The sequence below is a fragment of the Duganella sp. GW821-FHT07G03 genome (assembly GCF_059418605.1).
In genome coordinates this window covers 783,447-807,160 of the sequence record NZ_JBWKQE010000001.1, presented here as the reverse complement: position 1 = coordinate 807,160, position 23,714 = coordinate 783,447, and the positions used below count along the sequence as shown (strand labels likewise).

The window sequence follows — 23,714 nt, the reverse complement described above, 5'->3', positions numbered from 1 at the left end:
GCGTTTTTGTTTTAGCGCTTAAAGAATCAAGCAGCCAGCAGCTGACGCAGCACGAATGGCAGGATACCGCCATGCTTGTAGTAGTCGACTTCGATCGGGGTGTCGATACGCAGCAGCACTTTGACTTCCTGTGCCGGCTTGCCTTCGCGATGGATGACCAGGGTAGCCAGTTGCTGTGGCTTGATCTCGCCTTCCAGACCCTTCAGGTCGTAGACTTCCTTGCCGGTGATGCCCAGCGATTCAACGCTGTCGTTGCCGATGAATTGCAGCGGCAGCACGCCCATGCCGACCAGGTTCGAGCGGTGGATGCGTTCGAACGAACGCACGATCACGGCCTTCACGCCCAGCAGCTGGGTGCCCTTGGCTGCCCAGTCGCGCGACGAGCCGGTGCCGTACTCTTCGCCGCCGAACACCATGGTTGGCGTGCCTTCGGCAACATACTTCATCGCCGCGTCGTAGATCGACAGCGTTTCGCCGGTAGGCTGGTGTATCGTGATGCCGCCTTCAACCGCCGAACCGTCCGCCTTGGCAGGAATCATACGGTTCTTGATACGCACGTTGGCGAAGGTGCCGCGCATCATGATCTCGTGGTTGCCGCGACGCGAGCCGTAGGAGTTGAAGTCCGCCTTCAGCACGCCGTTGGCCAGCAGCCATTTGCCCGCTGGACCGTCTTCCTTGATGGAGCCGGCAGGGGAGATGTGGTCGGTGGTGATCGAATCGCCGAACACGCCCAGTGCGCGCGCGCCGGTGATGCCGGTGGCGGCCGCTTTCGGGACCATTTCGAAGCCGTCGAAGAACGGCGGCTCGGCGATGTAGGTCGATGCCGGCCAGTTGTAGACATTGCCTTCGGTCGAAGACACGTGTTCCCACAGCTTGCCTGGGTTGCCCTTGACGTCGGCGTAGTTCGACTTGAACACTTTCGAGTTCATCGCGAACTTCATCAGCTTGGCGATCTCTTTCGAGGTCGGCCAGATGTCGCCCAGGTACACGTCCTTGCCGTCCTTGCCCTTGCCAACTGGCTGGGTCATCAGGTCGACGGTCATGTTGCCGGCGATGGCGTAGGCCACGACCAGCGGTGGCGATGCCAGGAAGTTCGAACGGATGTTCGGGTGGATCCGTGCTTCGAAGTTGCGGTTACCGGACAGCACGGCCGAAGCGACGATATCGTTGTTGCTGATGGCGGCGTTCAGTTCCGGGGTCAGGTCGCCGGCGTTACCGATGCAGGTGGTGCAACCGTAGGCGGTCACGCCGAAGCCCAGTTGCTCCATGTATGGCAGCAGGCCGGCGGCGGTCAGGTACTCGGTCACAACGCGGGAGCCAGGGGCCAGCGAGGTCTTGATGTGCGGAGCGACGGTCAGGCCGGCTTCGACAGCTTTCTTCGCCAGCAGGCCAGCGGCCAGCAGCACACTCGGGTTCGAGGTGTTGGTGCACGAGGTGATCGCAGCGATCAGCACGTCGCCGTTTTTCACGTTCACGCCGTTGGTGGTGGTGTAGGTCTTGTTCAGGTCTTCGGCTTTTTTGTTGAAGCCGTTGTCGGTGGTCGGCTTCGAGAACAGTTCGGTGAAGTTGTTCTTGACGTTGCCGATTTCGATACGATCCTGTGGACGCTTAGGACCCGCCAGCGATGGCGTCACCGAGGTCAGGTTCAGTTCCACCACGCGGGTGTAGTCGATGTCGCCGGCCTTAGGCACGCCGTACAGGCCCTGGGCCTTGAAGTAGGCGGCGAATGCAGCGATTTCATCCTTGGTGCGGCCGGTGCCTTCAAAGTATTCGATCGTGGCGTCGTCAACCGGGAAGAAGCCCATGGTCGCGCCGTATTCAGGCGCCATGTTGGCGATGGTGGCGCGGTCGGTCAGCGACAGCGTCTCGGTGCCTTCGCCGAAGAACTCGACGAACTTGCCGACGACTTTTTCCTTGCGCAGCAGTTCGGTGATGGTCAGTACCAGATCGGTTGCGGTGCAGCCTTCGCGCAGGATGCCGGTCAGGTTCACGCCGATCACGTCCGGGGTCAGGAAGTAGACTGGCTGGCCCAGCATGCCGGCTTCCGCCTCGATGCCGCCCACGCCCCAGCCGACTACGCCGATGCCGTTGATCATGGTGGTGTGCGAGTCGGTGCCGACCAGGGTGTCCGGGTAGTAGACGCCGTCAGCGGTCTTGTGCACGCCGCGCGCCAGGTATTCCAGGTTGACCTGGTGGACGATGCCGAAGCCGGGAGGCACGACGCCGAAGGTGTCGAAGGCTTGCATGCCCCACTTCATGAACTGGTAGCGCTCGTTGTTGCGCGAGAATTCCAGCTTCATGTTCAGGTCCAGCGCGCCTTTTTCACGGAAGTGATCGATGGTGACCGAGTGGTCGACTACCAGATCCACAGGGACCAGCGGTTCGATTTTCTTGGCGTTGATGCCCATCTTGTAGGCGACGTTACGCATCGCGGCCAGGTCGGCCAGCAGTGGTACGCCGGTGAAGTCCTGCAGCACCACGCGGGCGACGACGAACGGGATCTCGTCGGTACGGTCGGCGGTCGCGCCCCAGTTGGCCAGCTGCTTGACGTGTTCTTCGGTGACTTTTTTGCCGTCGCAGTTACGCAGCACGGATTCCAGCACAACACGGATCGATACCGGCAGGCGGGAGATTTTGGCGCCCAGGCTCTTTTCCAGGGCTGGCAGGGAGTAGAACTTGCCCTTTTTGCCGGAAATGTTGAAATCCTTAAGCGTGTTCAGAGTGTTGCGGGACATGACCTCTCCTTCGTGGGTATCGTCTATTATTGAAGTTAAAACCGTGGTGCTGGCGCCCGTGCCGGCACGCCCCTTTGGAACTTGAAAACTGTATTACTGAATCGTGATCTTGGTGCTGGTCGGCTCGGACGCGCCAGGGGCGACCGGCTTCAGTTGCTCGGCGTTGCGGCATTCATTGGCCAGCTGGCGGTTCTGCTTGGAGTCCAGCAGCATACCCTTGGCCGGAATGCCGATCCAGATCAGGCCGTACAAGCGGTTCTCGAAACGCTGCGCGCCGGTGGTGGTGCCCACGCGCGTCAGGCGGTGCAGGCGCTTCTTCCAGCGCAGCGCGATATGCGCTTCGTCGTTGGTGTTGGCGTAGATGGTGATCTTGTTGCCCAGTTCGCAGTCGAAGTCGGTCACGGCCGCATCGGTGACGGCCGGCTCGTCGGCGTCCTCATCCGGCGTCTTGGTTTCGGCCGGCTTGGCGGCGGCTTTGGATTTGCCCGCCTTCTTGGCGGGTTTTTTGGCCGATGCGTTGGCTGGCGCGTTGCTCTGCGCTTGCGCGCCGGCGGCCAGGGTCATGGAGGCCAGCGCGAAGCTGCAGGCCAGGAGTAGTTTGGAGATGGACATCATGGTGTTTCCAGTGTGGGGTCGGTGGGGCTGCCGTTCATCAGCGTGGTGGCGGACTCGGGCAAGCTCAGCCCGGCCAGCTTGGCGCGCTGTAAAACGGTCCAATAGTATCTGTAGCTTGCACGGTCATGCAAGCGCCCGTTTTGGGAAATTGGCCCCCATTGCTTCGCCTCTGCTTCAAGCAGGATGGCGGCCGCCTCGCTGACCTCGGACAGGCGCGGCGTGAAGGTCTTGATAATTGGTTTGATCTGGTTCGGGTGGATGCTCCACATGCGCGTGTAGCCGAATTCGGCGGCGGCGCGCTGGGCATCGTTGGCGGCGACCGCCGTGTCCTTGATCTCGGTGGTGACGTTATGCGACGGCACCTTGCCGTGCGCGTGGCAGGCGGCGGCGATGTCCAGCTTGGCGCGCACCACCAGCGGGTGGGTGAACTGGCCCGGCGTGCGCATGGCGTTGGCGGGTATCGCGCCGTAGTGCGAGGAGACGAAATCCATGATGCCGAACGACAGGCACTGCACCTGGGGCAGGGCGGCGATGTCGTAGGCTTCGCGCAGCGCGCCATGGGTTTCGATCAGCACGTGCACCGGCAGGTCCTTGCGGCCGGCCTTGGCGGCGTGGGTGTTGATCAACTTGATGGCGGCCGCCACTTCCTTGGCGCCGTGCACCTTGGGCAGCACGATATAGGCCAGGCGCTGGGCGGCGGCGCAGATGATCCCGACATCCTGCTCAAAATAGGGGCTGGCGACATCGTGCACGCGGGCGCCGATGCGGTTGAATTTGTTATCGTCCGACAGCAGCAGCTCCGCCACCAGGCGGGCGTGGGCTTCCTCGTTGCCGGCGCTGGCGCCGTCTTCGCAATCGAGGGTGATGTCGAACAGGGGGCCAAGCTCTTGTTGCAGGGCGATCGATTTGCGCATCAGCTTTTCGGAGCCGGCGTAATGGTCGCAGGCCGGCAGCAGCAGCGGCTGGCGATTGCCCTGGAATAAAACCTCGGATGGGTGCATGCGGGAATCTTGAGTGGATACAGACACCGCGCTGCTCTCGGCAGCGCGGCGGGTGCGGCGGATCGGTGCTTTAACCGGTTCCACTTGCGGGTGGTGTCAGAACTTAGGCTGGCAGCAGGTGCTTGACGCCTTCGCGCTCTTCGGTCAGTTCTTTCAGCGTCAGGTTGATGCGCTCTTGCGAGAACGCGTCGATTTCCAGGCCCTGGACGATTTTGTATTCGCCGTTTTCGGTGGTCACTGGGAAGCCGAACATGGTGCCTTCTGGGATGCCATACGAACCATCCGAAGGAACACCCATGGTGGTCCACTTGCCGGCGGTGCCCAGTACCCAGTCATGCACGTGGTCGATCGCTGCGTTGGCGGCCGAAGCAGCCGACGACAGGCCGCGCGCTTCGATGATCGCTGCGCCGCGCTTGCCGACGGTCGGCAGGAACACGTTGGCGTTCCATTCCTGGTCGTTGATCAGGTCTTTCACAGCCTTGCCGTTGACGGTGGCGAAACGGTAGTCGGCGTACATGGTCGGCGAGTGGTTGCCCCATACGCACAGCTTCTCGATGTCCTTGACGGCGGTGCCGGTCTTGGCGGCCACTTGCGACAGCGCGCGGTTGTGGTCCAGGCGCAGCATGGCGGTGAAGTTCTTGGCCGGCAGCGACGGTGCCGATTTCATGGCGATGTAGGCGTTGGTGTTGGCTGGGTTGCCGACCACCAGTACTTTGACGTTGCGCGATGCGACGGCATCCAGCGCCTTGCCTTGTACGGTGAAGATCTGGGCGTTCGCTTCCAGCAGGTCTTTGCGTTCCATGCCTGGGCCGCGTGGACGGGCGCCAACCAGCACGGCGACGTCGACATCCTTGAAGGCGGTCATCGGGTCGGAGTGGGCGGTCATCTCGGTCAGCAGCGGGAAGGCGCAGTCGTCGATTTCCATCATGACGCCCTTGAGTGCTTTTTGGGCTTTCTCGTCGGCGATTTCCAGCAATTGCAGAATGACTGGTTGGTCTTTGCCCAGCATGTCGCCGTTGGCGATGCGGAACAGCAGAGCGTAACCGATTTGACCGGCGGCGCCGGTGACAGCAACACGCATTGGGGTTTTAGCCATGATGAATCTCCAAAGTGGGAATTAAAACGTTCTCGAAGCTGGACCGGTGCCGGTCCGGGAAATCGTAATCATACTGCAAATTGAGCGCTTAGAATGGTTGCCGAGGCGTTAGCTAATGCGTCTCGCCGGGGAGTGTAGGCGTGTGGCAGGCATCTGTCAATCCTATCTTATGTCTTATATAAGACAGATAAGTTATTGCTTGTTTTTGCTGGACGGCACCGGGCATTTGTGGTGAAATCTTGGTCTATGAATTCAGTCCCGCCCAATCCGAACAGCAATTCCACTGCCGTCAGCACCGGCGGGGCTGCCGGACCGTCTGCGGGCTCCGCGGCCGCGCCGTCGCCGACTTTCTCCCCACTGTACCAGCAAATCAAGGCGCTCATCACGCAAAGCCTGCAATCGGGCGAGTGGAAACCGGGTGAATTGATCCCCAGCGAAGTGGAGCTGGCCAACCGCTTCAAGGTCAGCCAGGGCACGGTGCGCAAGGCGATCGACGAACTGGCGGCGGAAAACCTGGTGATGCGCAAGCAGGGCAAGGGCACTTTCGTGTCCACCCACCATGAGGCGCGCGCCCATTTCCGCTTCCTGCGCCTGATGCCCGACGAGGGTGTGCCGCACTACCCCGAAAGCAAATTCATCGAAGTCAAGCGCATGCGCGCGCCGGCCGACGTGGCGCGCCTGCTCGACCTGAAGTCCGGCGACGCCGTCATCTTCATCAAGCGCGTGCAATCGTTCGACAGCCTGCCGACCATCGTCGAGGAGCTGTGGTTGCCGGGCATGACCTTCAAGGGGCTGACCGCCGAGCGCCTGGTTGAATACAAGGGCCCGATGTACGGCCTGTTCGAATCCGAATTCGGCACCCGCATGATACGCGCGACGGAGAAGATCCGCGCCGTCTGCGCCGGCGCCGACGATGCCGAATTGCTGCATATTCCCGTCAATACGCCCTTGCTGGCGTCCGAACGTGTGTCGTTCACGTATGGCGACAAGGCGGTGGAACTGCGCCGTGGCTTGTACTCCACGGAACGCCATCACTATCATAATGAGTTGAATTAAGGAGACCCTGAAGCATCAGAAACCCGCTTCAGGCAGCGTAAACAGGGCGCCGTCACACCCCGGTAGCATTGTTGCGCTGATAATACGTTGAGCTACGGAAAGTAGTCGTCGCATAGTGTTGCCAAACACTATTTTGGTTATATGTAACAATAGATATTGGTTATGAGTGCGAAAATCGGCGAAAATCGCAGTCTCGATATTTTTGTTTAAGCTTAGGAGGTCTTGTTATGTCAGAAGCCGTAAGGGAAACCCCAAAAAAAGAACGGCCGGAGTTCCGTAACATTCATGTTACCGAATTGTCCAACTACCGCATGCCTTTGGCTGCTCTCGTCTCCATCCTGCACCGCATCAGCGGCTTCATGATGTTTGCGCTGCTGCCTTTCGTGCTTTATCTGCTGGAGCAGAGCTTGCGCTCCGAGATCTCCTTCGCCTACTACCAGGGGATTGTTTCCTATCCGCTGGTCAAACTGATCATCCTGGCCCTGGTCTGGGGTTATATGCATCACTTCTGCGCTGGCGTACGCCACCTGGTGATGGATGCCCACATCGGCCTGGACAAGGATTCCGCCCGCAAATCGTCGGCCGGCGTGCTGATCGTCAGCCTGTCGCTGACCGTGATCGTCGCCCTCAAACTGTTTGGAGTTTTCTGAGATGGCAAATAACAATATTGGACCTAAACGCCTGGTGGTCGGCGCCGGCTACGGCATGCGCGACTGGCTGGCACAACGCGTGACCGCCATCATGATGGTGCTGTACACCGCCATCCTGCTGATTTCCTTCCTGACCGGCCAGAACTTCACCTATGAAGGCTGGGCTGGCCTGTTCGCGCAACAATGGTTCAAGCTGATCAGCGCCGTGACCCTGTTCGGCCTGTTCTTCCACGCCTGGATCGGCGTGCGCGACATCTGGATGGACTACGTCAAAGCCGTCGGCCTTCGCCTGACCCTGCAAATCGCCACCATCCTGTGGTTGGTCGCTTGTGCCGTTTGGTCGGTACAGATACTCTGGAGTGTGTAATCGTGGCAGCTATTAAATCTGCAATCCCTACCCGCCGCTTTGACGCGGTAATCGTCGGCGCCGGCGGCTCCGGCATGCGCGCATCCCTGCAACTGGCTGAAGCCGGTCTGAACGTGGCGGTGCTGTCGAAAGTTTTCCCTACCCGCTCGCACACCGTGGCGGCGCAGGGCGGCATCGGCGCATCGCTGGGCAATATGGCGGAAGACAACTGGTTCTGGCACATGTTCGACACCGTCAAGGGCGGCGACTACCTGGGCGACCAGGATGCGATCGAATTCATGTGCCGCGAAGCACCGAAGGTCGTCTACGAGCTGGAACACTTCGGCATGCCGTTCGACCGCAATCCTGACGGCACCATCTACCAGCGTCCGTTCGGCGGCCACACCGCCAACTTCGGCGAGAAAGCCGTGCAGCGCGCCTGCGCCGCGGCCGACCGTACCGGCCACGCACTGCTGCACACGCTGTACCAGCGCAACGTCCGCGCCCGCACCCACTTCTTCGTTGAGTGGATGGCGATCGACATCATCCGCGACGCCGAAGGCGACGTGGTTGGCGTGGTGGCACTGGAAATGGAAACCGGCGAAACGATGATCCTGGAAGCGAAGACCACCATCTTCGCCACCGGCGGCGCAGGCCGCATCTTCGCCGCATCGACCAACGCCTTCATCAACACCGGCGACGGCATGGGCATGGCGGCACGCGCCGGCCTGCCGCTGCAGGACATGGAGTTCTGGCAATTCCACCCGACCGGCGTGGCCGGCGCGGGCGTCCTGATCACCGAGGGTGTACGCGGCGAGGGCGGTATCCTGATCAACTCCGAAGGCGAACGTTTCATGGAGCGCTATGCGCCGACGCTGAAGGATCTGGCGCCGCGCGACTTCGTGTCGCGCTCGATGGACCAGGAGATCAAGGAAGGCCGCGGCTGCGGCCCGAACAAGGACCACGTCATGCTGGACCTGCGCCACATCGGCGCCGACACCATCGCCAAGCGCTTGCCGTCGATTCTGGAAATCGGCCACAAGTTCGCCAACGTCGACGCGACCAAAGAGCCAATCCCGGTCGTGCCAACCATCCACTACCAGATGGGCGGTATTCCAACCAACATCCACGGTCAGGTCGTCACGCCTGGCGCCGACGGTTCGCAGAAGGTCGTCAACGGCCTGTACGCGATCGGCGAATGCGCCTGCGTTTCGGTGCACGGCGCCAACCGCCTGGGCACCAACTCGCTGCTGGACCTGCTGGTCTTCGGCCGCGCGGCCGGCAACCACGTGGTCGCGTCCAACCTGAAGCAGAAAGAGAACAAGCCTCTGCCGAAGGACGCCGCCGACTTCGCGCTGGGCCGCCTGAACAAGCTGGAAACCTCGACCGGCTCGGAAAAAGTGCAGGGCGTCGCCAACGACATCCGCGCCACGATGCAGAAGTACTGCGGCGTGTTCCGTACCGACGAAATGCTGACCCAGGGCGCCAAGGAGATCATGGTGCTGGACGAGCGTCGCAAGCACGTCTCGTTCAAGGACAAGTCCATGGTGTTCAACACCGCGCGCGTCGAAGCGCTGGAACTGGACAACCTGATCGAAACCGCGAAAGCGACGATCACGTCGGCCGTGGCCCGCAAGGAATCGCGCGGCGCCCACGCCCACAACGATTTCCCGAACCGCGACGACGACAACTGGATGAAGCACACCCTGTGGTATTCGGAAGGCAACCGACTGGAATACAAAGCGGTCGTTACCAAGCCATTGACGGTTGATACCTTCAAACCGAAACCACGTACTTTCTAAGGGCTAGAACATGGCACGCACTCTCAAACTGAAAATTTATCGTTACGATCCGGACCAGGACGCCAAGCCGTACATGCAGGACGTGACGGTCGAGCTGAAGGACACCGACAAGATGCTGCTCGACGCGCTGCAGCGCATCAAGTCCGACGTCGACGACTCGCTGGCCCTGCGCCGCTCGTGCCGCGAAGGCGTGTGCGGTTCGGACGCGATGAACATCAACGGTAAAAACGGCCTGGCCTGCACCACCAACCTGAACGAGCTGAGCGAGCCTATCGTGCTGCGCCCGCTGCCAGGCCTGCCGGTGATCCGCGACCTGATCGTCGACATGACCCAGTTCTTCAAGCAGTACGATTCGATCAAGCCTTACCTGATCAACGATTCGATCCGTCCTGAAAAAGAACGCCTGCAATCGCCGACCGAGCGCGAAGAGCTCGACGGCCTGTACGAGTGCATCCTGTGCGCCTGCTGCTCGACGTCCTGCCCATCGTTCTGGTGGAATCCGGACAAGTTCGTCGGCCCGGCCGGCCTGCTGCAAGCCTACCGCTTCATCGCCGACTCGCGCGACGAAGCCACCGGCGCGCGCCTGGACAACCTGGAAGATCCGTACCGCCTGTTCCGCTGCCACTCGATCATGAACTGCGTCGACGTTTGCCCTAAGGGTCTGAACCCGAACAAGGCGATCGGCAAGATCAAGGAATTGATGGTCCGCCGCGCGATCTAAGCGGCACCACGCGGGCGGCGGCCTCGTCGCCCGTTTTCGTATAAAGTAGCACATCCATATGACTGAACCGAACAGCTCAGCGCATCAGGCCGACCCCGCCAACCGAGCGCGCCTGCGGTGGCGTTCCCGCCGGGGCCTGCTGGAAAACGACATTATCCTGACCCGTTTTCTCGATGCGCATGAAACCGAATTGACCGACGAAGAAGTGGACGCGTTCACGCGGCTCCTCGATTTGTCGGACAATGACCTGATGGATCTGGTACTGGCCCGCAAGGAGCCCGAAGGCGAGGTCGATCTGCCGCATGTGCACGCACTGCTGCAGCGACTGCGTCGCGCGTAAAGACACACCCAGAAAAGTTTCGTTTTTTTTATTTGCCGCATCTCTCCAAGAAGGAAGAGTCCATGAACACCTCTGATAACAAAGCCACCCTATCGTTTTCCGATGGCAGCCCATCGGTAGAATTCCCGATCTACAAGGGCACCGTTGGTCCCGACGTGATCGACATCCGCAAACTGTACGCCGGCACCGGCAAGTTCACCTACGATCCAGGCTTCATGTCGACCGCGGCATGCAACTCGTCGATCACCTACATCGACGGCGACAAGGGCGAGCTGCTGTACCGCGGCTACCCGATCGAGCAGCTGGCCGTGAACGCCGACTTCCTGGAATCGTGCTACCTGCTGTTGAACGGCGAACTGCCGAACAAGGTCGAGAAGGCCGAATTCGTCGAAACCGTGACCAAGCACACCATGGTCCACGAGCAGATGCAATTCTTCTTCCGCGGCTTCCGTCGCGACGCGCACCCGATGTCGGTACTGGTTGGCACCGTCGGCGCGCTGGCTTCGTTCTACCACGACTCGCTCGACATCAACGATGCCAAGCACCGTGAAGTGTCGGCCATCCGCCTGATCGCCAAGATGCCTACCCTGGTGGCGATGGCGTACAAATACTCGATCGGCCAGCCGTTCGTGTACCCACGCAACGACCTGTCGTACAGCGCCAACTTCATGCGCATGATGTTCGGCAATCCGTGCGAAGAATACAAAGTCAACGACGTGCTGGTGCGCGCGCTGGACCGCATCCTGATCCTGCACGCGGACCACGAGCAGAACGCATCGACTTCGACCGTCCGTCTGGCCGGTTCGTCGGGCGCGAATCCGTTCGCCTGTATCGCTGCCGGTATCGCCTGCCTGTGGGGCCCTGCCCACGGCGGCGCCAACGAAGCGGCACTGAACATGCTGAAGGAAATCGGCACCGTCGAGAACATTCCTGCCTTCATCGCTCAGGTGAAAGACAAGAACTCCGGCGTCAAGCTGATGGGCTTCGGTCACCGCGTGTACAAGAACTTCGACCCACGCGCAAAACTGATGCGCGAAACCTGCTACGAAGTGCTGGAAGAGCTGGGCCTGCAAGACGACCCACTGTTCAAGCTGGCGATGGAACTGGAAAAGATTGCACTGAACGACGAGTACTTCGTTTCGCGCAAGCTGTACCCGAACGTCGACTTCTACTCGGGCATCGTGCAGTCCGCGCTGGGCATTCCGGTGTCGCTGTTCACCGGTATCTTCGCCATGGCTCGCACCATCGGCTGGATCGCCCAGTGGAACGAAATGATCGCCGATCCAGAACAGAAAATCGGCCGTCCACGTCAGCTGTTCGTCGGTTCGACCACGCGCGACGTCAAGCCGCTGGACCAGCGTTAATCGCCGGTCTCACGCAACAGACAAAAAGCCCGCCAGCACTGAGCGCGATCTTGATCGCGTTCAGGCCGGCGGGCTTTTTTTCGTCCGCGGCCTATGGCAGATAGGTTTGCAGCACCGTGTTCTGCACGCGGCCGTACAGCATCGGTTTGGCGTAGGCGATGCTGGCGAGGGCAGGCGTGCCCCATGCCAGTTGCGGTGTGGACAGCGTGCCGTTGGGCGCGATTTTGCGCACCGCGCCGCTGCCGCTGACATACAGATAGCCTTGTTCGTCCATCGCCAGCGCGCTGGCGGCGGTCAGGTTCAGGCTGCCGGCGCCGGAGGCGCCGTCGGCCGCGCCGCGCACGCCGGGGATGCCGGCGAAGACGGTGAACCCTCCCTGCGGCACCAGTTTGTAGATGACCGAGTTGCCGCTGTCGGCGATGTATAGGACGCTGTCGGTTTCGTTACCGTACACCACCGAGGCGGGCGCGTAGTTGGCGGCGCTGCCTTGCGTGCCGGCCAGGATGCTTGCCACCTCGGCGCGGGTGATGATCGAGGTGCCGAACTTGGGATTGAGGCGCATGACGCTGGCGCCGCCCTGGTCGACCGCCGCCAGTTCCTCGTAGGCGGAGGCGGCAATCCAGTTATAGCGCAGGCCTGCAAGCGGCGTCGTATTGGCGTTGACGACGCCGTCCAGCCCGACTATGCGGAAGCGGTAGGAGGCGTCGGCCGCCTGATCGATCACGCGCAGCAGGCCGCTGCGGCTGATGCCCACTGCATTCGGCGTCGTGAACGGCGCACCGGCCGCTCCGCCTGCGTGCAGGGTCAGAACACCGGCCGGCGACAGCTTGCGGATGGCGTTCTGACCAGTGTCCGCCAGGTAGACGTTGCCCAGGTAGTCGGCCGCAAACTGCGGCGCAGGCGTGAAGGGCAGCGTCGCCAGCAACACCGGCGCGCAACTGACGGCGATGTTGGAGATAGCCGCGCTGCCCACCGTGCCGCTGCCGTTTTCCAGCTTGCAGGTGGCGGTGGTGCTTTGCGTCTTGATGCTGGCAGCGTAGGCCGTGCCGGCCGGGACGGTGGTCGGAAAAGTGAAGCTGCCACTGACGGCAACGTCGACGCTGTCGCCGCCGTTGCTCAGCGTTAGCGTGGCGCCGCCGGGCAGGCCGCTGACGTTGCCGCCTATCGCGTATTTGGTGACGACAGGCGGCGGGTTGCTGTCGCCGCCGGAGCCGCCGCAACTGCAGAGGGTGGCAACGGCCAGGGGAAGTACAAATCGTGTGCGGTTCATGCTGGGGGCCTTGTATGGGTGTCGAATACAGTACCTTTATAGCATGATTATAAAAAAACTACTTTTTTCGACGCGCATAGCGCTGCCGCACGGCCAGCGGGAGGATTTGGCGATGGGGCTGGTAGCGCAGAACTTCTGCGGCGTGCTGTCAGTCTGCTTCTGACTGATCGGCGCGCCGGTCAGGCCGCACCACCAGCAGCCACCAGGCGATCACGCCCAGCGTCGCTTGCGGCAGGTTGAACAGGAACTTGTCGATGACGACCTGCTGGCGCTGCGGCCAAGGCAGATTGGCGGTGTCCGCGATGATGTTGGTGTGGTACAGGCAAACGCCCAGCAACAGCACCATGGCGATCGCCCAGATCGACGGCAGGCTGGTGACCCGGCGGCGCAGCAGCGCCGCGACCGGATAGGCCACGATGAGGCAAGCGAAATACGCGAACAGATTGGCCAGCAAATCCTGCAAACGGAAATGCGGCAGCAGGATGGGCACGGCGCAAATCGCCAGCGCGAGCATGACGGCAATGACGGGGTGAGGGCGTTCTGGCCAGTGGTTGAGGCGGCTGATCATGGGTAAGGCTCTGATGAATGGGGCCTCATTGTAGTAGATAGCAACGGAGGGTCAAGTCTGACATTCGGACACGGCCTTAACCGTAGTGAGGTGATTAAGGTTGGGCCTGTGTCCGAATGTCAGACTTGACCCTCGGTTTATTTTTCCTGATCCAGCAGCGCCTGGATTTCCTCGCGTTCCTTCTTGCTGACATGGCCGCCGCGCAGCGCGGCCAGCACCAGTGCCTTGCCCGAGCCGGAGAAGGCTTTCTGGATCAGCTCTTTCAGCAGATTGGTTTGCAGCGAATCCTGCTCCTGCGCCGGCGCGTAGACGTGGGCGCGCTGGCTTTCGTCGCGGGTCAGCAGGCCTTTGGTGTGCATCACCTGCAGCAGCCGCAGCACCGTCGCGTAGTTCATGTCGGGACGCGCCTCCATCGCCGCCTGGTGCACCTGCTTGGCGGTCGCCGGCCCGCTTTGCCATAACAGGCGCAGCATTTCCAGTTCGGACGGGGTGGGCTTCGGTGGGGCTGTGGTCATGATGGTGATGGAATGCGGGACAATGCATCTAGAATAAAATATCTAGATGCATTTGTCTAGTTCTACCGCGTTTTTTACATCACCACTTCATTTCACCCTTGGCGACCTTGGCGCTGGTGTCCAGCGCGCCGTTCAGGCCGGCGTTCGGATACAGCTCCTTCATACGGGCGATCAGCGCGGCCGAGTTGGCTGCCTTGGCCGTCTCGGCTTCGAAGCGCACCAGGTAGTCGCGGGTGAAGGCGATGCTGTCCGGCGTCAGCGCGGCGCCTTGCTTGAAGTGGCCCGGCACGATGGTGGCCGGCTTCAGCGCGGCGATGCCGTCCAAGGTCGCCAGCCACTGCTTGCGCGATTCGGCGGTCTGCGTATCGGCGGTCCACACGTGCAGGTCGTTGAACAGCACCACGCCGCCCACCACCGCCTTGATCGACGGGATCCACACGTAGCTGCGTTCCGGCGTCGCGCCTTTCAGGCTCTCGATCTTCAGCGATTGGCCTTCCAGCTTGATGGTGTCGCCCTGCAGCGGCTGCGGCACGATGATGCTCTTCGGTGCGTTGTCTTTCAGGATAGGACTCCAGAACGCCACCTTGGCATCCTTCTTCTTCTCGATGCCGGCGATGGTTTGCGGCGTGGCGACGATCTTCGCGTCCGGGAAGGCGGCGTGGATCACGTCCAGGCCGAAATAGAAGTCCGGATCGCTGTGGCTGACGTAGACGGTGGTCAGATGCTTGCCGCCGGCGCGGATCTGCTCGACCAGCTTGAGTGCTTCGCCGCGCGAGAACTGGGCGTCGATCAGCACCGCATCCTTGGCGCCGCTGACGATCACCGAGGCGACCGGGAAGATGGCCGCTTCGCCCGGATTGAACACTTCCAGTGTCAGCGGTGCGGCGGTGGCGCCGGCAACGGTGGCGGCGAGGGCGGCGGACAACAGGCTTTGCTTGATCATGATGGTCTTTCGTGTGAAGTTGGAGTGACGCCATCTTAAATTTCTTTATTCGATAGAAAAATAGGGTAATCTGCACCTGTTAATTGCATCAATCGGATGAATCGATGGACAGGATCACGGCAGCGCAGGTTTTCGTCAGCATCGCCGAGCGCGGCAGCATGATCGCGGCGGCCGAGGCGCTGGACATGTCGCGCGCCATGGTCACGCGTTATCTGGCCGAGATGGAGGAGTGGGCCGGCGCCCGTCTGCTGCACCGGAGCACGCGCCGCCTGAGCTTGACCGACGCCGGCGACGTTACGCTGGCGCGCTGCCGCCGCATGCTGGAACTGGCCGAGGCGATGGAAGTGAGCAGCGGCGCCGATGCCGATACGCCGCAAGGCCTGCTACGCATCACCTGTTCGCAATCGCTGGCGCAGGCCGCGCTGGCGATCGCCGTCACGGCCTTCCTGAAGCGCTACCCGCGCACGGCGGTCGACCTGCAAATGAATAACCGCGCCGTCAACCTGGTCGAGCAGCGCATCGACCTGGCGCTGCGCATCACCAACGCGCTGGAGCCGAACCTGATCGCGCGCCAGCTGGGCTGGTGCGATTCTGTGGTGTGCGCGGCGCCGTCCTACCTGGCCGAACGCGGCACGCCGTTGCGGGCCGAGGACCTGGCCGCGCACAACTGCCTGACCTACACCTATTTCGGCAAGAGCCTGTGGCAGTTCACGGATCGGAACGGCGAAGCGGTGTCGGTACCGGTCAGCGGCAACCTGTCGGCCAATGAGGACTTGATTTTGCTGAAGGCGGCCGAGGAGGGCGCCGGCATCGCGCTGCAACCCTGGTACAGCGCGGCGCCGCTGATCGGCGATGGCAGGCTGGTGGCGCTGCTGCCGGACTACGCGCCGCAGCAGATGGGCATCTACGGCATCTACACCTCGCGCCAGCACATGTCGCCGGCGCTGCGGGCGATGCTGGACTTTTTGCTGGACTGGTTCGCCCGCGACCCGGCATGGCTGGGCCACGCCACGCCGCGTTAAACTTGCAGCGCCATGATCCGCTGCTCCACATCCGCCAGCGATGGCCGGGCGGCGGGATCGGTTTGAACGCAGGCTGCTTGTAGTTCCGCCAGCGCCGCCTGCTGCGCGGCCGGCAGATCGCAACGCGCCATCAACTCATCGAGCAAATGGCCGAAAGCCCGTACTTCCAGCCGTTGCAAACCCGCCGCGTGCGGCGCGCCCGGCGCGAACAGCGAGGCCGCACCGAAGTCGCCCAGCAGGCTGCGGCCCTGGCCGCAATGCAGGATGTTGTGGCCGTAAAGGTCGCCGTGCATGATGCCCCGCTCGTGCAAGTGGCGCGCTGCCGAAGCAATGCCGCCCGCGATGCCGAACAATTCCGCCGGGCTGAAGCGCTTGCCGTCCGGGTAGGTGTCGCGGGTGCAGCTGTCCAGGCTGGGCGGGCCGGCCAGGTTGCCGAAGCCGGGATCGATCAGCGGCATCACGCAGCCTTTTGCGCCTTCCGGGTGATCGTACACCTCGCCAAGCACGGGAATCAGATTGGGATGTTCGCCCGAACTCACGCAGGCCGTCATCTCGCAGCGGGGCAGGCCATCACTGGTCACCGCGCCCTTGAACATCTTGACGGCCACAGCCCGTTCGCCGTCGGCTTGGCGCAGCGCAGCCTGGTGGATCACGCCGGATGCGCCTTCGCCCAGCTTCTGCTGGAATTGCAAGCGATCCCACGCGATCCCGGCGATGCCCACGCCGGCTTCGGCCGCCAGTTCGTCCGCCGCGCAGAAGGGATTGCCGGCGTAAGCCAGCCAGGACAGGCGCGGCATGTCGAGCAGCCAGGCCGGCAGCTCGGCCAGCCGGTTGGCGGCGATGCGCAGCAGTTCCAGTCGCGAGCAGGCGGCCAGCTCGGCCGGCAGGGTGCTCAGCCGGTTCCCCGCCAACATCAGCTTTTGCAGTTGCATGCACTGGCCGATGGCGGCCGGCAGTTCCGCGACCTGGTTGTCGGTCAGGATCAGCCAGCGCAGGTCCGCCGGCAGCGCGGCGGCCGGAACTTCGCGGATCTGGTTGCTTTTGAAGCCGATCATCGTCAAAGCGGGGCAGGCGCCCAGCACCGCCGGCAGCGTCGTGAACTGGTTGGCGGAGCAGAAAATCACGCGCAGCTTGCGCAGGCGCGGCAGGTCGTCCGGCAGCGAGGACAGGGCGTTGGCCGATAAGTCCAGGATTTCCAGCGTGTCGGCCAGATCGAATATCTCTTGAGGGAACTCGGTGAGACCGCAGGACATTTGCAGGCGCTGAATGCCAGCCAGTTGTCCGGCGCGTAACTGCTCTAAGGTGTGCATGTGGGGCAGGCGGGGTCAGAAAGCGCTATTCTACAACCTTCGGGACTGCGCAAAAAAGCCGTTAAAAATATGGAAACATTACGGGCGAACCGAGCAGCCATGCGGTTTAAGTGAAAACGCGTACCGAAACATTTGTTACGCTTTTTGTCGCGGAATTGGTTGTTGGGATACAATACCGGTGCTATCCTGAATGACCGATTTTTTGTAGTACTGAAGAACTATAGCCCTTCCCCACAACTTGATGTGCAATCCGCTAACCGGTCAGGCCGTGTCGCGGAAGGTTAGATTAACCCGCTAATTCCTCGCGAAGCGCGAAGAAAGGTGAGCAAGATGATGCAACAATATACGTCCAATTCCTACCTGTTTGGTGGGAACGCACCGTACGTCGAAGAACTGTACGAGGCGTACCTCAACAATCCAGGTTCCGTGCCAGACAACTGGCGCGCCTACTTCGACGCCATGCAGCATGTGCCGGCCGTCGACGGTTCCAATAAGCCAGACGTCGCTCACGCTTCGGTCATCGCCTCCTTCGCCGAACGCGCGAAAGCCGGCCCGATCCGCACCGTAGTTGCCTCCGCCGACGCTGAAATGGGCCGCAAGCGCGTCGCCGCGACCCAACTGATCGCCGCTTACCGCTACCTGGGTTCCCGCTGGGCCAACCTGGATCCGCTGCAACGCCAGGAACGTCCATCGATTCCTGAGCTGGAGCCGACCTTCTACGGCTTCACCGATGCGGACATGGACACCGTCTTCAACATCAGCAACACCTACTTCGGCCCTGAGACCGCGACCCTGCGCGACCTGCTGAACTTCCTGCGCGACACCTACACCCGTTCGATCGGCGCAGAGTATATGTACATCTCCGATCCGGCCGAAAAGCGCTGGTTGCAGGAACGCCTGGAATCGATCCGTTCGACCCCGAGCTTCACGGCCGAGAAGAAAAAGCACATCCTGGAACGCCTGACCGCGGCCGAAGGCCTGGAACGCTACCTCCACACCAAATACGTCGGCCAGAAACGCTTCTCGCTGGAAGGCGGCGAAACCTTCATCGCCTCGATCGACGAAATCATCCAGCGCGCCGGCGAAAAAGGCGTGCAGGAGATCGTTATCGGCATGGCCCACCGCGGCCGCCTGAACGTGCTGGTCAACACCCTGGGCAAGTCGCCCAAGGAACTGTTCGAAGAATTCGAAGGCAAGCACGGCGACGACCTGCCAGCCGGCGACGTCAAATACCACCAAGGCTTCTCGTCGGACATCTCGACCGCTGGCGGTCCGGTCCACCTGTCGCTAGCGTTCAACCCGTCGCACCTGGAAATCGTCAACCCTGTGGTTGAAGGTTCGGTCAAGGCGCGTATGGACCGTCGCGGCGACACCCTGGGCAAGCAAGTGCTGCCTATCCTGGTGCACGGCGATGCGGCCTTCGCAGGCCAGGGCGTTGTGATGGAAACCCTGAACCTGGCGCAGACCCGCGGCTACGGCACGGGCGGCACGGTGCACATCGTCATCAACAACCAGATCGGCTTCACCACGTCCGACCCGCGCGATGCGCGCTCGACCATCTACTGCTCGGACGTCGTCAAGATGATCGAAGCACCGGTGCTGCACGTGAACGCCGACGATCCTGAAGCCGTGGTACTGGCTTCGCAGATCGCCATGGATTACCGTCTGCAGTTCCAGAAAGATATCGTTGTCGACATCATTTGCTACCGCAAACTGGGCCACAACGAACAAGATACGCCAGCGCTGACCCAGCCGCTGATGTACAAGAAAATCGGCACCCACCCAGGCACCCGCAAGCTGTACGCGGACAAGCTGGTGGCGCAGACCGTCATCGCAGCCGATGGCGGCGAGCAGATGCAAGCGGCCTTCCGCGATGCGATGGACGCCGGCAAGCACACCGTCGATCCAGTGATCTCCAACTTCAAGAACAAGTACGCGGTCGACTGGCTGCCGTTCCTGAACCGCAAGTGGACCGACTCGGCCGACACCGCCGTGCCGATGACCGAACTGAAGCGCCTGGCCACCCGCATCACCACCGTGCCGGAAAACTTCAAAGTCCACTCGCTGGTCGAGAAAGTACTGGGCGACCGCGCCAACATGGGCCGTGGCGAACTGAACCTGGACTGGGGCATGGGCGAACACCTGGCCTACGCATCGCTGGTCGGTTCGGGCTACGCAGTGCGCCTGACCGGCCAGGACGCCGGCCGCGGCACCTTCGTGCACCGTCACGCCGTGCTGCACGACCAGAACCGCGAGCGTTGGGATGCAGGCACCTACGTGCCACTGCAGAACATCGCCGAAGGCCAGGCGCCGTTCACCGTGATCGACTCCGTGCTGTCCGAAGAGGCGGTACTGGGCTTCGAATACGGCTACTCGACCGCTGAACCAAACACGCTGACGATCTGGGAAGCCCAGTTCGGCGACTTCGTCAACGGCGCGCAAGTGGTCATCGACCAGTTCATCAGCTCCGGCGAAGTGAAGTGGGGCCGCGCTTCGGGCCTGGTCATGATGCTGCCGCACGGTTACGAAGGCCAGGGTCCTGAGCACTCGTCCGCGCGTCCAGAGCGTTTCCTGCAGCTGTGCGCCGACAACAATATGCAAGTGGTGCAGCCGACCACCGCGTCGCAGATCTTCCACGTGCTGCGTCGCCAGATGGTGCGTCAGTTCCGCAAGCCGCTGGTGATCCTGACGCCTAAGTCGCTGCTGCGTAATAAGGACGCAGGTTCGGCGCTGACCGAACTGGCCAAGGGCGCGTTCCAGACCGTGATCGGCGAAGTCGACGAGAAAATCGACGCCAAGAAAGTCAAGCGCGTGGTCGCCTGCTCGGGCAAGGTCTACTACGACCTGGTCAACGCACGCAAGACCCGCGGCCAGACCGACACCGCCATCATCCGCGTTGAACAGCTGTATCCGTTCCCGCACAAATCGTTCGCTGCCGAACTGAAGAAGTTCCCGAACCTGGCGGAAGTGGTGTGGGCGCAGGACGAGCCGCAGAATCAGGGCCCATGGTTCCAGATTCAGCACAACATCTTCGAGAGCATGGACGCCGGTCAGCGCCTGGCATACGCCGGCCGCCCAGCGTCGGCATCGCCGGCTGTCGGCTACTACGACAAGCACTACGCCCAGCAAAAAGACCTGCTGGAGACGGCGTTCTCGAAGCTCAAAGGTTTCATCCTGACCAAATAATCGCACTTCATGACGGAGCGCCCTGCTGCTACGCGGCGGGGCGCCGCAACAATAAAATAAACGGAGTTTTACATGGCACAAATCGAAGTCAAAGTCCCCCAGCTGTCGGAATCGGTAGCAGAAGCAACCATGCTGACCTGGCATAAAAAAGTCGGCGACGCAGTCGCTCGCGACGAAAACCTGATTGACATCGAAACCGATAAAGTAGTCCTGGAACTGCCTGCGCCAGCCGCCGGCGTTCTGATCAAGATCATCAAGGGCGACGGCAGCACCGTGGTTGCTGACGAACTGATCGCTGTTATCGACACCGACGGCGTCGCCGCAGCCGCAGCTCCAGCCGCCGCAGCTCCAGCAGCCGCCGCACCAGCCGCTGCCCCAGCCGCCGCAACCGGCGGTTCCAAAGGCGACGTGGCCATGCCTGCCGCCGCCAAGATCCTGTCGGAAAAAGGCCTGAGCGCTGGCGATGTCGCCGGTTCGGGCAAAGACGGCCGCGTGACCAAGGGCGACGCCCTGGCCGCTTCCGCTCCTTCGACCCCAGCCGTTGCCGCACTGGCGCCAGCCGCCGCCAAGCCGGCCCTGCAGCAAGTCGCCGCTCCGACCGTCGCCAGCCTGGGCGCACGTCCGGAAGAGCGCGTGCCGATGAGCCGCCTGCGCGCACGTATCGCCGAGCGTCTGATCCAATCGCAATCGACCAACGCCATCCTGACCACGTTCAATGAAGTGAACATGGCGCCGGTCATGGAACTGCGCAACAAGTACAAAGACAAGTTCGAGAAAGAGCACGGCGTCAAGCTGGGCTTCATGTCCTTCTTCGTCAAGGCCGCTGTGGCAGCGCTGAAGAAATACCCGATCATCAACGCCTCGGTCGACGGCAACGACATCGTCTACCACGGCTACTTCGACATCGGTATCGCGGTCGGTTCGCCACGCGGCCTGGTCGTGCCTATCCTGCGCAACGCCGACCAGATGTCGATCGCCGACATCGAAAAGAAAATCGGTGAATTCGGCGTCAAGGCCAAGGAAGGCAAGCTGACCCTGGACGACCTGACCGGCGGCACCTTCTCGATCTCGAACGGCGGCACCTTCGGCTCCATGCTGTCGACCCCGATCATCAACCCGCCACAATCGGCCATCCTCGGCGTGCACGCGACCAAGGACCGCGCCGTGGTTGAAAACGGCCAGATCGTGATCCGTCCTATGAACTACCTGGCAATGTCCTACGACCACCGCATCATCGACGGCCGCGAAGCCGTGCTGGGCCTGGTCGCGATGAAAGAGGCGCTGGAAGATCCGGCACGCCTGCTGCTGGACCTGTAATTTTGCCGTGACTCCCGAGGCCCGGCCGGGCCTCGGGGAATTCTCAGAGGGTCATCAATGAGCGTATCTGAAGAAATCAAGCGTTTGCACGAATTGCACCAGGCTGGCGCGCTGTCGGACGAAGAGTTCGCCGCTGCCAAAGCCCGGTTGCTGGACAAGGAAGCCTCTTCCGGCATCTCCAACGACATCACCCGATTGCGCCGCTCGAATACCGATCGCTGGCTGGGTGGCGTATGCGGCGGGCTGGGCCAGATCACCGGGGTTGAATCCTGGATCTGGCGTTTGCTGTTCGTACTGTTTGTGCTGACCTTTGGCTTCGGACTCGCCATCTACATTCTGCTATGGATTTTCGTACCAGAAGAGAACTGATTGGAAAATAAAAAATGAGCAAACAATTTGACGTAGTAGTCATCGGCGCCGGTCCTGGCGGTTACATCGCGGCGATCCGCGCAGCGCAACTGGGTTTCTCGGTCGCTTGCGTCGACGCATGGGAAAATGAAAAGGGCGGCCCGGCCCCAGGCGGCACTTGCACCAACGTTGGCTGCATCCCGTCGAAGGCGCTGCTGCAATCGTCGGAGCACTTCGAGCACGCCGGTCACGCGTTCAAGGAACACGGCATCGATGTCGCCGGCCTGTCGCTGAACCTGCCGCAAATGCTGAAGCGCAAGAACACCGTTGTGAAGCAAAACAACGACGGCATCCTGTTCCTGTTCAAGAAAAACAAGGTCACCTTCTTCCACGGCCGCGCAGCTTTCGCCGGCGCCGCCACCGCTGACGGCTACCCGCTGACGATCTCCGCGCCTGCCAACGAGACCATCAACGCCAAGCAAGTCATCATCGCCACCGGCTCCAACGCGCGCCCGCTGCCAGGCGCAGAGTTCGATGAAAAACTGATCCTGTCGAACACCGGCGCGCTGGCCATCGAAGGCGTGCCTGCCAAGCTGGGCGTGATCGGCGCCGGCGTGATCGGCCTGGAAATGGGTTCCGTATGGCGCCGCCTGGGTTCCGAAGTGACCGTGCTGGAAGGCCTGCCTGTGTTCCTGGGCGCGGTCGATGAGCAGATCGCCAAGGAAGCCGGCAAGCTGTTCGCCAAGCAAGGCCTGAACATCAACCTGGGCTGCAAGATCGGCACCATCACCAAGGGCGCCAACAACGTCACCGTGGCCTATGAAAACGCCAAGGGTGAAGCGCAGACCGCCGTGTTCGACAAGCTGATCATCTCGATCGGCCGCACCCCGAACACCGACGGCCTGGCCGCCGACAAGGTCGGCCTGAAGCTGGACGAGCGCGGTTTCGTAGCGGTCGACGACGACTGCAAGACCAACCTGCCAGGCGTATGGGCAGTGGGCGACGTGGTACGCGGCCCGATGCTGGCGCACAAGGCGGAAGAAGAAGGCGTTGCCGTTGCAGAGCGCATGGCTGGCCAGCACGGCCACACCAACTTCAACACCATCCCTTGGGTCATCTACACCTCGCCGGAAATCGCGTGGGTAGGCCGCACGGAGCAGCAACTGAAGGCGGACGGCGTGGCATACAAGGCCGGCACCTTCCCATTCCTGGCGAACGGCCGCGCACGCGCGCTGGGCGACACCTCGGGCATGGTCAAGTTCCTGGCCGATGCGACCACCGACGAAATCCTCGGCGTGCACATCATCGGACCGATGGCGTCCGAGCTGATCTCCGAAGCGGTGGTGGCGATGGAGTTCAAGGCTTCGGCTGAAGACATCGCGCGCATCTGCCACGCACACCCGTCGCTGTCGGAAGCGACCAAAGAAGCTGCGCTGGCGATCGACAAGCGCACGCTGAACTTCTAAGTAGCACCCATAAGCGGACTGCGGGCGGACTGCGGTCCGCCCG

21 protein-coding genes are annotated in these 23,714 nt (G+C 61.9%); 12 read left to right on the top strand and 9 right to left on the bottom strand.

Going from position 1 to position 23,714, the window contains the following annotated elements; translation table 11 throughout:
• Positions 1-26: 26 nt before the first annotated feature.
• From acnA to AC07OK_RS03655, 4 genes are all read right to left on the bottom strand, one after another.
• Entirely contained in the window at positions 27-2,735 is a 2,709-nt protein-coding gene (gene acnA / locus AC07OK_RS03670; RefSeq protein WP_494688989.1) for an aconitate hydratase AcnA, read from the bottom strand.
• A gap of 93 nt (positions 2,736-2,828) precedes the next feature.
• Positions 2,829-3,347, bottom strand: coding sequence for a hypothetical protein (locus tag AC07OK_RS03665; protein ID WP_494689028.1), 519 nt, complete (start codon positions 3,345-3,347; stop codon positions 2,829-2,831).
• The gene (locus tag AC07OK_RS03660) at positions 3,347-4,351 is read right to left on the bottom strand and encodes an HpcH/HpaI aldolase/citrate lyase family protein (protein ID WP_494688988.1); all 1,005 of its coding nucleotides are present in this window, start codon (positions 4,349-4,351) and stop codon (positions 3,347-3,349) included. Before AC07OK_RS03660 ends, AC07OK_RS03665 begins: the two co-directional genes overlap by 1 nt.
• Before the next feature lie 103 nt (positions 4,352-4,454).
• The gene (locus tag AC07OK_RS03655) at positions 4,455-5,447 is read right to left on the bottom strand and encodes a malate dehydrogenase (protein ID WP_494688987.1); all 993 of its coding nucleotides are present in this window, start codon (positions 5,445-5,447) and stop codon (positions 4,455-4,457) included.
• 246 nt (positions 5,448-5,693) lie between these two features.
• Between AC07OK_RS03655 and AC07OK_RS03650 the strand changes: the two genes are divergently transcribed.
• The 7 genes from AC07OK_RS03650 to gltA all read left to right on the top strand — a co-directional run bounded on the left by AC07OK_RS03650 (position 5,694) and on the right by gltA (position 11,726).
• Positions 5,694-6,503: a GntR family transcriptional regulator gene (locus AC07OK_RS03650; RefSeq protein ID WP_494688986.1), complete on the top strand. Its 810-nt coding sequence runs from the start codon at positions 5,694-5,696 to the stop codon at positions 6,501-6,503.
• A gap of 227 nt (positions 6,504-6,730) precedes the next feature.
• Entirely contained in the window at positions 6,731-7,153 is a 423-nt protein-coding gene (gene sdhC / locus AC07OK_RS03645) for a succinate dehydrogenase, cytochrome b556 subunit (protein ID WP_494688985.1), read from the top strand.
• A gap of 1 nt (position 7,154) precedes the next feature.
• Positions 7,155-7,520, top strand: coding sequence for a succinate dehydrogenase, hydrophobic membrane anchor protein (gene sdhD / locus AC07OK_RS03640; protein WP_116987885.1), 366 nt, complete (start codon positions 7,155-7,157; stop codon positions 7,518-7,520).
• Between the two features lie 2 nt (positions 7,521-7,522).
• Complete coding sequence (sdhA, locus tag AC07OK_RS03635; protein WP_492924439.1) at positions 7,523-9,301, top strand: succinate dehydrogenase flavoprotein subunit; 1,779 nt, start codon at positions 7,523-7,525, stop codon at positions 9,299-9,301.
• Positions 9,302-9,311: 10 nt separating this feature from the next.
• The gene (locus AC07OK_RS03630; RefSeq protein WP_217945364.1) at positions 9,312-10,022 is read left to right on the top strand and encodes a succinate dehydrogenase iron-sulfur subunit; all 711 of its coding nucleotides are present in this window, start codon (positions 9,312-9,314) and stop codon (positions 10,020-10,022) included.
• A 58-nt stretch (positions 10,023-10,080) separates the two neighbouring features.
• Positions 10,081-10,362: a succinate dehydrogenase assembly factor 2 gene (locus tag AC07OK_RS03625; protein WP_020701959.1), complete on the top strand. Its 282-nt coding sequence runs from the start codon at positions 10,081-10,083 to the stop codon at positions 10,360-10,362.
• Between the two features lie 62 nt (positions 10,363-10,424).
• The gene (gltA, locus tag AC07OK_RS03620) at positions 10,425-11,726 is read left to right on the top strand and encodes a citrate synthase (RefSeq protein ID WP_020701960.1); all 1,302 of its coding nucleotides are present in this window, start codon (positions 10,425-10,427) and stop codon (positions 11,724-11,726) included.
• Positions 11,727-11,817: 91 nt separating this feature from the next.
• Here gltA and AC07OK_RS03615 read toward each other — a convergent pair whose 3' ends face one another.
• The 4 genes from AC07OK_RS03615 to AC07OK_RS03600 all read right to left on the bottom strand — a co-directional run bounded on the left by AC07OK_RS03615 (position 11,818) and on the right by AC07OK_RS03600 (position 15,022).
• Entirely contained in the window at positions 11,818-12,996 is a 1,179-nt protein-coding gene (locus AC07OK_RS03615) for an NHL repeat-containing protein (RefSeq protein ID WP_494688984.1), read from the bottom strand.
• 148 nt (positions 12,997-13,144) lie between these two features.
• Complete coding sequence (locus AC07OK_RS03610) at positions 13,145-13,564, bottom strand: hypothetical protein (RefSeq protein WP_494688983.1); 420 nt, start codon at positions 13,562-13,564, stop codon at positions 13,145-13,147.
• Between the two features lie 137 nt (positions 13,565-13,701).
• Entirely contained in the window at positions 13,702-14,079 is a 378-nt protein-coding gene (locus AC07OK_RS03605; protein WP_217945371.1) for a BlaI/MecI/CopY family transcriptional regulator, read from the bottom strand.
• Between the two features lie 79 nt (positions 14,080-14,158).
• Complete coding sequence (locus AC07OK_RS03600) at positions 14,159-15,022, bottom strand: MBL fold metallo-hydrolase (RefSeq protein ID WP_494688982.1); 864 nt, start codon at positions 15,020-15,022, stop codon at positions 14,159-14,161.
• Between the two features lie 104 nt (positions 15,023-15,126).
• Between AC07OK_RS03600 and AC07OK_RS03595 the strand changes: the two genes are divergently transcribed.
• The gene (locus AC07OK_RS03595; RefSeq protein WP_494688981.1) at positions 15,127-16,044 is read left to right on the top strand and encodes a LysR family transcriptional regulator; all 918 of its coding nucleotides are present in this window, start codon (positions 15,127-15,129) and stop codon (positions 16,042-16,044) included.
• Here AC07OK_RS03595 and AC07OK_RS03590 read toward each other — a convergent pair.
• Positions 16,041-17,354 carry a leucine-rich repeat-containing protein kinase family protein gene (locus AC07OK_RS03590; RefSeq protein ID WP_494688980.1) on the bottom strand — a complete coding sequence of 438 codons (1,314 nt, stop codon included), beginning with the start codon at positions 17,352-17,354 and terminating at the stop codon, positions 16,041-16,043. The genes AC07OK_RS03595 and AC07OK_RS03590 overlap by 4 nt on opposite strands.
• Positions 17,355-17,684: 330 nt before the next feature.
• Between AC07OK_RS03590 and AC07OK_RS03585 the strand changes: the two genes are divergently transcribed.
• From AC07OK_RS03585 to lpdA, 4 genes are all read left to right on the top strand, one after another.
• Positions 17,685-20,540 carry a 2-oxoglutarate dehydrogenase E1 component gene (locus AC07OK_RS03585; protein WP_494688979.1) on the top strand — a complete coding sequence of 952 codons (2,856 nt, stop codon included), beginning with the start codon at positions 17,685-17,687 and terminating at the stop codon, positions 20,538-20,540.
• A gap of 72 nt (positions 20,541-20,612) precedes the next feature.
• Positions 20,613-21,857: a 2-oxoglutarate dehydrogenase complex dihydrolipoyllysine-residue succinyltransferase gene (gene odhB / locus AC07OK_RS03580; protein ID WP_494688978.1), complete on the top strand. Its 1,245-nt coding sequence runs from the start codon at positions 20,613-20,615 to the stop codon at positions 21,855-21,857.
• Between the two features lie 57 nt (positions 21,858-21,914).
• Positions 21,915-22,226 (top strand): PspC domain-containing protein, encoded by a 312-nt coding sequence (locus AC07OK_RS03575; protein WP_494688977.1) that lies wholly within the window; start codon positions 21,915-21,917, stop codon positions 22,224-22,226.
• 14 nt (positions 22,227-22,240) lie between these two features.
• A complete protein-coding gene (gene lpdA, locus AC07OK_RS03570; protein WP_332852432.1) occupies positions 22,241-23,671 on the top strand; it encodes a dihydrolipoyl dehydrogenase in 1,431 nt (476 codons plus the stop codon).
• The last annotated feature ends 43 nt before the right edge of the window (positions 23,672-23,714 follow it).

Bases quoted from the DNA above. Each gene is read 5' to 3' on its own strand.
- acnA (WP_494688989.1), bottom strand. From the start codon at position 2,735: ATGTCCCGCAACACTCTGAACACGCTTAAGGATTTCAACATTTCCGGC.
- AC07OK_RS03665 (WP_494689028.1), bottom strand. From the start codon at position 3,347: ATGTCCATCTCCAAACTACTCCTGGCCTGCAGCTTCGCGCTGGCCTCC.
- AC07OK_RS03660 (WP_494688988.1), bottom strand. From the start codon at position 4,351: ATGCACCCATCCGAGGTTTTATTCCAGGGCAATCGCCAGCCGCTGCTG.
- AC07OK_RS03655 (WP_494688987.1), bottom strand. From the start codon at position 5,447: ATGGCTAAAACCCCAATGCGTGTTGCTGTCACCGGCGCCGCCGGTCAA.
- AC07OK_RS03650 (WP_494688986.1), top strand. From the start codon at position 5,694: ATGAATTCAGTCCCGCCCAATCCGAACAGCAATTCCACTGCCGTCAGC.
- sdhC (WP_494688985.1), top strand. From the start codon at position 6,731: ATGTCAGAAGCCGTAAGGGAAACCCCAAAAAAAGAACGGCCGGAGTTC.
- sdhD (WP_116987885.1), top strand. From the start codon at position 7,155: ATGGCAAATAACAATATTGGACCTAAACGCCTGGTGGTCGGCGCCGGC.
- AC07OK_RS03630 (WP_217945364.1), top strand. From the start codon at position 9,312: ATGGCACGCACTCTCAAACTGAAAATTTATCGTTACGATCCGGACCAG.
- AC07OK_RS03625 (WP_020701959.1), top strand. From the start codon at position 10,081: ATGACTGAACCGAACAGCTCAGCGCATCAGGCCGACCCCGCCAACCGA.
- gltA (WP_020701960.1), top strand. From the start codon at position 10,425: ATGAACACCTCTGATAACAAAGCCACCCTATCGTTTTCCGATGGCAGC.
- AC07OK_RS03615 (WP_494688984.1), bottom strand. From the start codon at position 12,996: ATGAACCGCACACGATTTGTACTTCCCCTGGCCGTTGCCACCCTCTGC.
- AC07OK_RS03610 (WP_494688983.1), bottom strand. From the start codon at position 13,564: ATGATCAGCCGCCTCAACCACTGGCCAGAACGCCCTCACCCCGTCATT.
- AC07OK_RS03605 (WP_217945371.1), bottom strand. From the start codon at position 14,079: ATGACCACAGCCCCACCGAAGCCCACCCCGTCCGAACTGGAAATGCTG.
- AC07OK_RS03600 (WP_494688982.1), bottom strand. From the start codon at position 15,022: ATGATCAAGCAAAGCCTGTTGTCCGCCGCCCTCGCCGCCACCGTTGCC.
- AC07OK_RS03595 (WP_494688981.1), top strand. From the start codon at position 15,127: ATGGACAGGATCACGGCAGCGCAGGTTTTCGTCAGCATCGCCGAGCGC.
- AC07OK_RS03590 (WP_494688980.1), bottom strand. From the start codon at position 17,354: ATGCACACCTTAGAGCAGTTACGCGCCGGACAACTGGCTGGCATTCAG.
- AC07OK_RS03585 (WP_494688979.1), top strand. From the start codon at position 17,685: ATGATGCAACAATATACGTCCAATTCCTACCTGTTTGGTGGGAACGCA.
- odhB (WP_494688978.1), top strand. From the start codon at position 20,613: ATGGCACAAATCGAAGTCAAAGTCCCCCAGCTGTCGGAATCGGTAGCA.
- AC07OK_RS03575 (WP_494688977.1), top strand. From the start codon at position 21,915: ATGAGCGTATCTGAAGAAATCAAGCGTTTGCACGAATTGCACCAGGCT.
- lpdA (WP_332852432.1), top strand. From the start codon at position 22,241: ATGAGCAAACAATTTGACGTAGTAGTCATCGGCGCCGGTCCTGGCGGT.